The 10813-nt window shown below is 66.1% G+C and carries 10 protein-coding genes and 1 pseudogene; 2 read left to right on the top strand and 9 right to left on the bottom strand.

Annotated features, from left to right (window positions below; genetic code table 11):
- Positions 1–570, top strand: a pseudogene (locus H3O04_RS29890) (glycosyl hydrolase); the annotation flags it as partial.
- Between the two features lie 153 nt (positions 571–723).
- On the opposite strand, the gene H3O04_RS29885 reads toward H3O04_RS29890, so the two are convergent.
- The 9 genes from H3O04_RS29885 to recA all read right to left on the bottom strand — a co-directional run bounded on the left by H3O04_RS29885 (position 724) and on the right by recA (position 9926).
- Positions 724–1074 (bottom strand): TonB family protein, encoded by a 351-nt coding sequence (locus H3O04_RS29885; RefSeq protein WP_202589041.1) that lies wholly within the window; start codon positions 1072–1074, stop codon positions 724–726.
- Positions 1075–1532: 458 nt separating this feature from the next.
- The gene (locus tag H3O04_RS29880; protein ID WP_202589040.1) at positions 1533–3311 is read right to left on the bottom strand and encodes a PglL family O-oligosaccharyltransferase; all 1779 of its coding nucleotides are present in this window, start codon (positions 3309–3311) and stop codon (positions 1533–1535) included.
- Between the two features lie 155 nt (positions 3312–3466).
- Positions 3467–4063, bottom strand: a complete 597-nt coding sequence (locus H3O04_RS29875; RefSeq protein WP_011546121.1) for a pilin — start codon at positions 4061–4063, stop codon at positions 3467–3469.
- Between the two features lie 96 nt (positions 4064–4159).
- A complete protein-coding gene (locus H3O04_RS29870) occupies positions 4160–4864 on the bottom strand; it encodes a TerC family protein (RefSeq protein ID WP_011546122.1) in 705 nt (234 codons plus the stop codon).
- A 157-nt stretch (positions 4865–5021) separates the two neighbouring features.
- The gene (sucD, locus tag H3O04_RS29865) at positions 5022–5903 is read right to left on the bottom strand and encodes a succinate--CoA ligase subunit alpha (RefSeq protein WP_006477916.1); all 882 of its coding nucleotides are present in this window, start codon (positions 5901–5903) and stop codon (positions 5022–5024) included.
- A 69-nt stretch (positions 5904–5972) separates the two neighbouring features.
- A complete protein-coding gene (gene sucC / locus H3O04_RS29860) occupies positions 5973–7139 on the bottom strand; it encodes an ADP-forming succinate--CoA ligase subunit beta (RefSeq protein ID WP_006477915.1) in 1167 nt (388 codons plus the stop codon).
- Between the two features lie 68 nt (positions 7140–7207).
- Positions 7208–7816: a DUF2889 domain-containing protein gene (locus H3O04_RS29855; RefSeq protein ID WP_011546123.1), complete on the bottom strand. Its 609-nt coding sequence runs from the start codon at positions 7814–7816 to the stop codon at positions 7208–7210.
- 146 nt (positions 7817–7962) lie between these two features.
- Positions 7963–8856 carry a recombination regulator RecX gene (gene recX, locus H3O04_RS29850; RefSeq protein WP_202589039.1) on the bottom strand — a complete coding sequence of 298 codons (894 nt, stop codon included), beginning with the start codon at positions 8854–8856 and terminating at the stop codon, positions 7963–7965.
- A complete protein-coding gene (gene recA, locus H3O04_RS29845) occupies positions 8856–9926 on the bottom strand; it encodes a recombinase RecA (protein ID WP_011546125.1) in 1071 nt (356 codons plus the stop codon). The genes recX and recA overlap by 1 nt, the downstream gene beginning before the upstream one ends.
- 186 nt (positions 9927–10112) lie before the next feature.
- Between recA and H3O04_RS29840 the strand changes: the two genes are divergently transcribed.
- A partial coding sequence (locus tag H3O04_RS29840) for a response regulator transcription factor (RefSeq protein WP_202589038.1) occupies positions 10113–10813 on the top strand: 701 nt, incomplete at its 3' end.

The following is a 10813-nucleotide window of genomic DNA, read 5'->3' as shown; positions in this document are numbered from 1 at the left end:
CCCCGCCGTAACTTTGACGGCATCGACCTCGGCCCGGACGGTACCTTGCGCGTGGCGTACCACGTCGAGAAGTCCGAGCATGGTTCCGCCGGAAGCGTGGTCTATCGGCTCGGCTGGGAGCAATCCGGGTTCGCCCTGGATGCCGTTTTGCCCGAACAGGTGGTCGTCAACCTGTCCTCGTCCCCGATCGCGTCGAATCACTATGCGCTTTACGCGCTGTCGCGCCTCGGCGAACCGCGTAATTTAGATAATCCCGCCGACAAGGGAAAACGCGTCGGCGCCATTTCCACCTGGACGAACGATGCGCCTGAGCAGGTGCGGCAGCTGCATTCGTTTGACGACACGCTGACGCTCGATAGTCTGAGCGTGGGCCGGGACGGATTGCTGCTCGTCTACGCAACCGACTCCAGCCGCAACGGCACGCCGCTCGATGTCACGTTCGTCAGCAGCGACGGTGGGAAGACCTGGAACTCGAGCAAGGACAAACCGGCTCAGGGCGGGTATTTCAATGCCCAAACGAACACACTGTATTCGCTGGTCGCCTATACGCTCAAGAAGCGGCAGTTCTGATCGTTCCGATGCGATTGCCGCGGGGCCCGGTCGCGATTCGGGTGCCGGTTCCGCGGCAGTGCATATCGAGCGCGCGGCGCCGCCTGCCGCACGGATCGACTTCCTGTAGCCGCGTGCAGCGGCGCGGCTATCGGCGCGCGGCAAGCCCGCCCGTCACTGGTCGCGCCGCGGCTCGAACACGAACGGTTGCGTGAGCAAGAAGGGATTCGCCGTCGCGCCGGTCTGCACGCAGCTCGCGTGCGTCATCGCTTCGACGGCCGCGCGATCGGCCGCCGCGTTGCGGCTGCTCGTCGTCACGGTGACGTTCTGCGCTTCGCCGGACGTCGTCATCAGCGCGCGCACGAGCACGGTCGCCGGGCGCGTGAGCGGCTTCGCGGTATCCGGATAGACGGCACGCGGAATGTGGCAGGTCAGCTTGCTTTCCTGCGACGACGACAGCATCGCGCAGCCGGAAAACAGCATCGCGACGGCGGGCAGGGTCAGGTAGGTCGAGCGAATGGCCATGGTCGAATATCGTTCTTCAGCACTGTTCTGGGCACACGCGCCGCGCAGCCGAGGCCTTCCCCCGCCCGCATCGCGTGTGTCGCACTGCGCCGCGGCCATCGGACCGGCGCCCCGTTACGGCCGCACGGCCGAGCGATGCCCGGCCGCGATCCTGCTCGGCGCAATCCCCGGATAACCGGGAAGTGTGCCGTATTGGCACCGCCTGCGCCCCACGCCGACGCGCACGCGAGCCCTTTCGCGCATTGTGCCCGCGCCGCCCGGTCAGCAGGCGGCGATTTGACAATGGTTGACGCGAATCGCCGCCCCTTCGACCCGAATCCAAGCGATCCGCGACGTAATCGATAGCCGATCGGCTCAGCGCGTGATGCGCCGGGCCATGTTGCGCCGACGACGTCAGCCCGCTTTCATCACGGCCAGACAAACGCCGGAATTCCCCGTTCCGGCGCGCACGACACGCGTCAATCCGAATCGTCGTCGTCCGAGTCGTCGCCCTCGTCGGCCGGCGCTTCCCCGTATTTCGCGACGACGGCCGCCCTGAACGTCTTCAGCGCCGGCTCATCGCCGCACAGCTTGTACAACGCGGCCAGCTGTTGCGGCCAGTCCTTCAACTCCTTCGCAAACACATGCAGGCGCGCGACGGTATCGAGCGCGTCGGCTTCGCGGTCGGCCAGCGCCTGCAGCACCGCATAGCGGCGCAGCACCGTCTCGCCGGGCAGCAGCGCGATCGCGCGCTCGTGCGCGGCGAGCTTGAGCGGCAGGTTGTCCGGCGAAATGGTCAGCAGCGTCGCCGCACCGTAATCGCCCCACGCGCCGAACAGCAGCGACGGCGCATCGCGATACTGCGCGGCCGGGCTGCTGCCGTAATAGAGCACTTCCGCGCGCTGGTAGTCGCGCAGCACGGGCACCGCCGCCAGCACGCCGCCGAACGACAGCACCGCGAACAGCCCGAATGCCGCACGCCCCGGCAGGATGCGCAGCGGCTTCACCTCGAGCAGCCCGATCACGAACATCGCCGGCAGCAGGAAGAACATGTATTGCTGCGGATACTCGACCAGCGCATGCATCAGCAGGATGCCGATCAGCGCGAAGCCGAACACGCGCATGCTCGACTGCGGCGCCCGCACCGTGCGCACGAACCACATGACGAGCGTGACGGCGAGCACGCCGAGCCCGACGAGACCGGACTTCGCGAGCAGGTCGATGAAGATGTCGTGCGAGTTGTTCGCGATCTCGACGCCGCCGAGCGTGCGCACGAGCGCAAACTGGTGCGACGGGAATTCGCCCCAGCCGACGCCGAGCAGCGGATGCTCGCGGAACATCGCGAGCCCGTACTTCCACAGCGCGAGGCGCGGCGCGATCTGCCCGGCGTCGCGCATCCGGTCGGCGGCCGACTCCGCGAGATTCAGGTGATAGTGCACGTTGGCCCAGCGCACCGCGACGTTCACCGCGATGAACGCGACCGCCAGCACGACCGGTATCAGCCACGCACGCGCATTGCCCGGCGTGCGGCGCGATTCGACCCACGCCATCCAGAAGCCCGCGACGACCATCACCGCCACCTGCAGCCACGGCCCGCGCGACACCGTCAGCGCGAGACCGACCGACAGTACGAGCGACAACGCGAGCCAGGCCCACACCGCGAGCCGGCGTGTCTGGACCAGATACAGCGCGCCCGCGAGCGCGAAGGCGATGTAGCTGGCCAGGTGGTTCGCCTGCGCCATGTTGCCGTACGGACGACGGTCGACCGCGATGTTGTACACGACGACGAACGGCGAGACGGCCGCTTCGAGGTGGAACAGCTGCACGATCTGGGTACCGACCGCGAACACGCCGCCCACGAGCAGCGCGCCGGCCATCATCCGCGACACGGTTTCCGCCATCCCGTCGCGCGCGAGCGCGTAGCCGGCCTGCATCGCGACCAGCGCGGCCGCGAGATAACCGACCGCCAGCCAGTTCATCGACGGCACCTTGAGCGGGATCAGCGCGACCTGCGCGATCAGCACCGCCGCAAAACCGAGCGGGACGACGAACGCGGCCGGCGCGGCAAACGGCTCGGCCGGACGGCCGGTGCGCGCGAGCAGCACGACGGACACGCCCACCAGCAGATACAGCACCAGCGCGGAAAACTCGGAATAGAAGGTCGGGATCGGATACGTGTGATTCGTGATCGCGTACGGCACGATCAGGGCGACAGCCAGCGCAACGAGCGACAACGAACGGGAAAAAGTAGAAGGCATGAGCGAACCGGATGTCAGCAACCGGCGCACTATACAAAACTTTCCCTGCTCTGTGCGGGGCCGTCGCTCCGGGAGCCGGCGCCGGGCTGCGGCCCCGCCGGCCGAAGCGGCGACCGGCAGGCCGCAGGCGCCGCCGCCCTGCTTCTCCGCCAGCCTTATGCGCGGCACTCCGCGGGCGCATATTTCGCGGGCAGCGTCGCGGCGTTACCCGGCAACGGCCCCGCTCCAGGCGCCGGCAGCGACGACGCGTCCTTGCCGGCCGCGAAGCATTCCCACGCGATCGCGCCCGCTTGTATCGCGCCCTTTTTGAGCGGCACGCGCGCGGTGGGCGCCTCGGCCTTGTCGGGCGCGGACGGCACGAGCACCAGCGTATTGGTGCCGGCCGCGGCGACGCGGGTGGTGAAGGAAACCGTGATCTGGCCGGTGGCGCCGTCGATCGCGACCGATTCGACGTTGCGGGTCCCGGCCGGCGGGCTGTAGCCGCCGTCGAGGCTCGCGCCGCTCGCGGCGTTGTCGGCGACCGCGAGCCGCGCGGACGACGCGAGCGCCAGCCCCTCGCCGACGCGCGAGCGCGCGAGGTAATCCTGGTACGCGGGAATCGCATAGGCCGCGACGACCCCGACGATCGCCAGCACGATCATCAGTTCGATCAGCGTGAAGCCGGCCAGCCGCCAGCGCGACGACGGCCGGTTCGCGTGCCGCAGATCGGCGGCAACGCGACGGAACAGGGAAACGGAAAAGGCTTCGAACATGAACAGGCTCCGGAAACGAAAAACGCCTGCCGATACAGGCAGGCGTCTCGATCGTAGCCAGCGGGCCGCGAAGCCGGCAGTCAGCCGGATGGCCAGTCAGTGCGCGTGCGGCACGCTGCGGCGTTTCCTGAGCGCATAACCGATCGCGACGACGAACAACGCGCCGACGATGCTCGCGCCGTAGACCACTTCCGGCGCATCAAGCACCGGCCAGCGGTCGCCGACCGGGTCGTTCACGATCAAGCCGCCCGCGATCCAGCCGAGCAGCCCGGCGCCGAATGCCACGACGACCGGGAAACGGTCGAGCAGCTTCAGCACCAGCGTGCTGCCCCACACGATGATCGGCACGCTGACGATGAGCCCGAAGATCACGAGCGCGATCCGGTGCGACGGATCGGCCTGCTCGGCCGCGCCGGCGATCGCGATCACGTTGTCGAGGCTCATGACCGCGTCGGCGATCACGATCGTCTTCACGGCGTCCCACAGCCGGTCGGCCGGCTTGATGTTGTCGTGCGCGTCGGCGGCCGGCGCCATCAGCTTGATGCCGATCCACAGCAGCAGCAGGCCGCCGCCGAGCTTCAGGAACGGCACGTCGAGCAGCGCGACCGCGAACGTGATCAGCGCGACACGCAGCAGGATCGCCCCCGCAGTGCCCCAGACGACGCCGCGCAGCCGCTGGTTCGCCGGCAGGTTGCGGCACGCAAGCGCGATCACGACCGCGTTGTCGCCGCCGAGCAGGATATCAATGATGACAATCTGGAGAATGGCGCCCCAGTGCAGCGAGGTCAGGAATTCGAGCATAGCGGAGAGGAAAGGACAACGGCCGCCTCGCGGGCGGCCCGGTTCATCGTAGGCGCATGCAGAACGCATGCCCGGTGCTTACGAATTCATTGCGGGAGCATAACAAAAAACGCCGGCAAAGCCGGCGTTTTTTGCAGGACGAGCCCAATGGAAATGATTACAGCGCCTTCTTCAGCAGACGGCCCATTTCCGACGGGTTGCGCGTGACGGTGATGCCGCACGCTTCCATGATTTCCAGTTTCGCTTCGGCCGTATCCGCACCGCCCGAGATCAGCGCGCCGGCGTGGCCCATGCGCTTGCCCGGAGGCGCCGTGACGCCCGCGATGAAGCCGACCACCGGCTTCTTCATGTTGTCCTTGATCCACTCGGCGGCGTTGGCTTCGTCCGGACCGCCGATTTCGCCGATCATCACGACCGCATCCGTATCCGGATCGTCGTTGAACATCTTCATCACGTCGATGTGCTTCAGACCGTTGATCGGGTCGCCGCCGATACCGACTGCCGACGACTGGCCGAGGCCGAGTGCCGTCAGCTGGGCAACCGCTTCATACGTCAGCGTGCCCGAACGCGACACGACGCCGATGCGGCCCTTGCGGTGAATGTGACCCGGCATGATGCCGATCTTCAGTTCGTCCGGCGTGATCGTGCCCGGGCAGTTCGGCCCGAGCAGCAGCGTCTTGCGGCCTTCGCGACGCATGCGGTCCTTCACTTCGATCATGTCACGGACGGGGATGCCTTCCGTGATGCAGATCGCGAGATCCAGGTCGGCTTCGACCGCTTCCCAGATCGCAGCGGCCGCGCCTGCCGGCGGAACGTAGATGACCGACACGGTCGCGCCGGTTTCCGCCTTCGCTTCCTTGACGCTCGCGTAGATCGGAATGCCTTCGAAGTCTTCGCCGGCCTTCTTCGGGTTCACGCCCGCGACGAATGCTTCGCGGCCGTTTGCGTATTCACGGCAGGCGCGCGTATGGAACTGACCGGTTTTGCCGGTAATGCCCTGCGTGATGACCTTCGTGTCCTTGTTGATCAGAATCGACATGTATTTTGACCTCTGTTCGATGGGCGTCGCGTGCAAACCGCGCCGCCCTACGTGTTCATTAGCGCGTGCTTACTTGCCTGCGGCAGCCGCGACGACCTTCTGCGCAGCCTCTTCCATGCTGTCCGCCGAGATGATCGGCAGGCCCGAATCGGCCAGCATCTTCTTGCCGAGGTCCTCGTTCGTGCCCTTCATGCGCACGACCAGCGGCACGTTCAGGTTCACGGCCTTCGAACCGGCGATCACGCCTTCCGCGATCACGTCGCAGCGCATGATGCCGCCGAAGATGTTCACGAGGATCGCCTTCAGGTCCGGGTTCTTCAGCATCAGCTTGAACGCTTCCGTGACCTTCTCGGTCGTCGCACCGCCGCCGACGTCCAGGAAGTTCGCCGGTTCGCCGCCGAACAGCTTGATCGTGTCCATCGTCGCCATCGCGAGGCCCGCGCCGTTCACGAGACAGCCGATGTTGCCGTCGAGCGAGATGTACGCGAGGTCGAACTTCGACGCTTCGATTTCAGCCGGATCTTCTTCGTCCAGATCGCGGTACGCGACGATTTCCGGGTGACGGAACAGCGCGTTCGAGTCGAAGTTGAACTTCGCGTCGAGTGCGGTGACCTTGCCGTCGCCGGAGACGTTCAGCGGGTTGATTTCGGCCAGCGATGCGTCGGTTTCCCAGAATGCCTTGTACAGGCCTTGCAGGATCGCGCGCGCTTGCGGAATCGACGCAGCCGGCACGCCGATCTTCGCGGCGAGGTCGTCGGCCTGCGCGTCCAGCAGGCCCGTCGACGGCTCGACGATGACCTTGTGGATCAGTTCCGGGTGCTTCTCGGCGACTTCTTCGATGTCCATGCCGCCTTCGCTCGAGCCCATCAGCACGATCTTCTGCGAGATGCGGTCGACGACGAGGCTGACATACAGTTCCTGCTTGATGTCGGCGCCTTCCTCGATCATCAGACGGTTGACCTTCTGGCCTTCCGGACCGGTCTGGTGCGTGACGAGCTGCATGCCGAGGATCTGGTTCGCGTATTCGCGGACCTGCTCGATCGACTTCGCCACCTTCACGCCGCCGCCCTTGCCACGGCCACCCGCGTGAATCTGAGCCTTCACGACCCATACCGGGCCGCCGAGCTCTTCCGCCACCTTGACGGCCTCGTCAACCGAGAACGCCGGCTTGCCGCGCGGTACCGCGACTCCGAATTTCCGCAGGATTTCCTTACCCTGGTACTCGTGAATCTTCATGCGTGATTCCCTTCAGTCTGAGAGTTGGATGAAAAGTCGCTTAAGACGCTTCTTCGAATGATTTCCGTTCATTCCTTCGTGCTGCCTTCACCGGGCAGATCCGGCCGAATCGGGCCGTACCAGCGCGGGTAGTACTGCCGCACGACCTCACCGTCGAATCGCAGCGCGCGGCAGCGGCCGAGCTGGAAAGGCGGTTCGGCGTGCGCGCCGTCGTGATCCGGCCCTTCGCCGCCCTCCTCGCGCACGTTCCACACGTCACCGGCGAACGCCTGGATCGCGGCCGTCGGCAGCACGGCGCACAGTTCGGTGAGATGGGAACAGCCTGCGACGCCGGCGAGCAGCCGGTTCGCGTTGCGGCGGAAATTGCGGAAGAGATTGAGCCCGATGAGGGCCCGATAGGTGGGCGGGGCGGATTGACAATGACCAGGATAGGGCACCCATTCCGAAGACGCTTCGGCGTCGACGACATTGAGGTCACGATCGATGGTCACGCGCAGCCAGAGTTCGTGGATCGGCAGACCCTGGGGCCGGATGCCCGACGCAAGCGCGACATCGCGCGGCTTGTGGTCGGTCAGGCAGGCTTCGATGTCCCACAAGCCGTCGCCGCGCTCGTAGGCTTCCGCTCGGATTGCGCGTCGATGTCGCAACTGACGGGGCACGGGCTCGGATAGCGGCATGCTGGAGGTTGAGGCCGAAGAGGAAAACCCGTGGATTTTAGCATATTGGGTATTTGAGACAGTTTGCCGCGACGGCGGGTATTCCCGCCTGTCCGGAAGCGGTTGCAATGCAGCAAAATCGCGCGCCACGCGCGCGACCGGGCGGCTCAGTCGTCGATCGGGAAATCGTCGCCGACCTTCAGCAACTTCACGATGGTCGCGCTCGAGAAGCCGCGCGCGGCCAGGAAGCGCGCCTGCTTCGCGCGTTCGGCGGGCGTTTGCGGCAGTGCACCGAATTTCTTGCGCCAGACGGCCTGCGCTCGCGTCAATTCGGTCTCGCGCAATTGGGCATTCACCTCTTCGACGAGACTGTCGCCGACCGCATGGCGCTTCAGCTCGCTGACGATGCGCGCGACGCCGACACGCGACGCGCGACGATGCACGAGGCTCTCGGCGAAGCGTGCGTCGGACAGCCAGCCTTCCTGTTCCAGCGCATCGAGCACCGGTTCGATGGACTCGCCTTCGTCGACGTAGGGTGCGAGCTTGCGCGCGAGCTCCGCGCGGCTGTATTCACGCCTCGACAGATAGCCGAGCGCGCGGCCCTTCAACGACCGCGGCGGCTTCGACGACTTGCGCTCGCTGGCGCCCGGCGCGTCGCTCGAAGCAGCGCCGCCGGAAGATGCGCCGAAAGACGCACCGGCTGCGCGGCGTGTGCGGCGCGGATGCTGGCTGCTGCGCGTATAGACATCTTCCGTCGCGGGCGCATCGGCTGTGCGATCGGCCGGGGCGCGATCGCCCGGGAAGCGGACACCGGACACGCGACGGCGGGAGCGATCATGCGCGTCGAACGACTCATCGTCGTCGAACGGATCGTCCGGTGCGGCAATCTCAAATGAAACGAGGGCATCGTCGGATGCCCTCGTCGCGGTGCGGTTCGCGGCGTTGCCGCCTGCGCCCCGCCGGTCAGCGCCCGAGGAACCGGCTCGCCGGCCGGAGCGACCCGCCGTTTCGGGCACGTCGCTCTCCTCCGGCTCGCCAGCCTGACCTCGGCGCACAACCATTACTCTTCTTCGTCCAACGCCTCGGCTTCGTTGGCTACGCCATCGGGCATGCTGACGACACCGAGCGATTCGCGGATGCGGTTTTCGATCTCGCGTGCGATTTCCGGATTCTCGCGCAGGAATTCACGCGCATTGTCCTTGCCCTGGCCGATCTTCTCGCCGTTGTAGCTGTACCAGGCGCCTGCCTTGTCGACGATCTTCGCCTGCACGCCGAGATCGATGATCTCGCCCTGACGCGAAATGCCTTCGCCGTACAGGATGTCGAAGATCGCTTCGCGGAACGGCGGCGACACCTTGTTCTTGACGACCTTCACGCGGGTTTCGTTGCCGATCACCTCGTCGTTCTTCTTGATCGAGCCGATCCGGCGAATGTCGAGACGCACCGACGAATAGAACTTCAGCGCGTTGCCGCCCGTGGTGGTTTCGGGGTTGCCGAACATCACGCCGATCTTCATCCGGATCTGGTTGATGAAGATCACCAGGCAGTTCGTGCGCTTGATCGTGCCGGTCAGCTTGCGCAGCGCCTGCGACATCAGGCGAGCCTGCAGACCCGGCAGCGAATCGCCCATCTCGCCTTCGATTTCGGCCTTCGGCACGAGCGCCGCGACCGAGTCGATGACGATCATGTCGATCGAGCCCGAGCGCACCAGCGCATCGGTGATTTCGAGCGCCTGCTCGCCGGTGTCCGGCTGCGAGATCAGCAGTTCCGGCACGTTCACGCCGAGCTTCGACGCGTACTGGACGTCGAGCGCGTGCTCGGCGTCGATGAAGGCTGCCGTGCCGCCGATCTTCTGCAGTTCAGCGATGACTTGCAGCGTGAGGGTGGTCTTACCGGACGATTCCGGACCGTAGATCTCGACCACCCGGCCGCGCGGCAGGCCGCCAACGCCCAGCGCGATGTCGAGACCCAGCGACCCCGTGGAGACGACCTGGATATTCTCGGCCGCCTCGCCGTCGCCCATGCGCATGATCGAGCCCTTGCCGAACTGCTTCTCGATCTGCGCGAGTGCGGCCGCCAGCGCCTTGCTCTTCTCGGCGGTCATCCCGGAGCCCTTCTTGCTATCTTCCATGAATCGTCCTTTGCTATGATGAGCAGCGTCTGTTGGAGGCGCGCCCGCTTCAAGCGCTGCCCACGAATGCAGACACTGTATAAAAAAACAGTGTTTTGTGCAAGCCCGCAATGCAAAGCGTTGTGCACGAATAACTTCGGAGACAGCCGCGCCGGCGCGAACGCCCTGCCGGCACCGGTCAGCAACATGCGAATTCTCATCGCCGAAGACGACAGCATACTCGCGGACGGCCTCACCCGGTCACTCCGCCAATCGGGCTATGCCGTCGATCACGTGAAGAGCGGCGTCGACGCCGACACCGCGCTGTCGATGCAGACTTTCGACCTGCTGATCCTCGATCTCGGGCTGCCGAAAATGTCCGGGCTCGACGTGCTCAAGCGCCTGCGCGCGCGCAATTCCAATCTCCCCGTGCTGATCCTGACCGCCGCCGACAGCGTCGACGAACGCGTGAAGGGGCTCGACCTCGGCGCCGACGACTACATGGCCAAGCCGTTCGCGCTCAACGAGCTCGAGGCGCGCGTGCGCGCGCTGACCCGGCGCGGCGCCGGCGGCGGCCCGACCGTCGTGCGCCACGGCTCGCTCGCGTTCGACCAGGTCGGCCGCATCGCGTACGCGAACGATCACGTGCTCGATCTCTCCGCGCGCGAGCTCGGCCTGCTCGAGGTGCTGCTGCAGCGGATCGGCCGGCTCGTGTCGAAGGAACAGCTCGTCGATCACCTGTGCGAATGGGGCGAGGAAGTCAGCAACAACGCGATCGAAGTCTACGTGCACCGGCTGCGCAAGAAGATCGAACCGAGCGGCGTGCGGATCTCGACCGTGCGCGGCCTCGGCTATTGCCTCGAGAAGGTCGCGCCCGCGACGCCGGCCGACACGGCGGCGCCCCAGCC

This window comes from Burkholderia sp. KCJ3K979 (assembly GCF_016759955.1).
Taxonomy (GTDB): domain Bacteria; phylum Pseudomonadota; class Gammaproteobacteria; order Burkholderiales; family Burkholderiaceae; genus Burkholderia; species Burkholderia orbicola.
Note: the sequence above shows the minus strand (reverse complement) of the source record. Positions and strands in the feature narration are given on the sequence as shown.

Excerpts from the sequence above, each read along its gene's own strand:
- recA (WP_011546125.1), bottom strand. The coding sequence starts at position 9,926 with ATGGAAGATAGCAAGAAGGGCTCCGGGATGACCGCCGAGAAGAGCAAG.
- H3O04_RS29880 (WP_202589040.1), bottom strand. The coding sequence starts at position 3,311 with ATGCCTTCTACTTTTTCCCGTTCGTTGTCGCTCGTTGCGCTGGCTGTC.
- H3O04_RS29875 (WP_011546121.1), bottom strand. The coding sequence starts at position 4,063 with ATGTTCGAAGCCTTTTCCGTTTCCCTGTTCCGTCGCGTTGCCGCCGAT.
- sucD (WP_006477916.1), bottom strand. The coding sequence starts at position 5,903 with ATGTCGATTCTGATCAACAAGGACACGAAGGTCATCACGCAGGGCATT.
- recX (WP_202589039.1), bottom strand. The coding sequence starts at position 8,856 with ATGGTTGTGCGCCGAGGTCAGGCTGGCGAGCCGGAGGAGAGCGACGTG.
- H3O04_RS29855 (WP_011546123.1), bottom strand. The coding sequence starts at position 7,816 with ATGCCGCTATCCGAGCCCGTGCCCCGTCAGTTGCGACATCGACGCGCA.
- sucC (WP_006477915.1), bottom strand. The coding sequence starts at position 7,139 with ATGAAGATTCACGAGTACCAGGGTAAGGAAATCCTGCGGAAATTCGGA.
- H3O04_RS29885 (WP_202589041.1), bottom strand. The coding sequence starts at position 1,074 with ATGGCCATTCGCTCGACCTACCTGACCCTGCCCGCCGTCGCGATGCTG.
- H3O04_RS29870 (WP_011546122.1), bottom strand. The coding sequence starts at position 4,864 with ATGCTCGAATTCCTGACCTCGCTGCACTGGGGCGCCATTCTCCAGATT.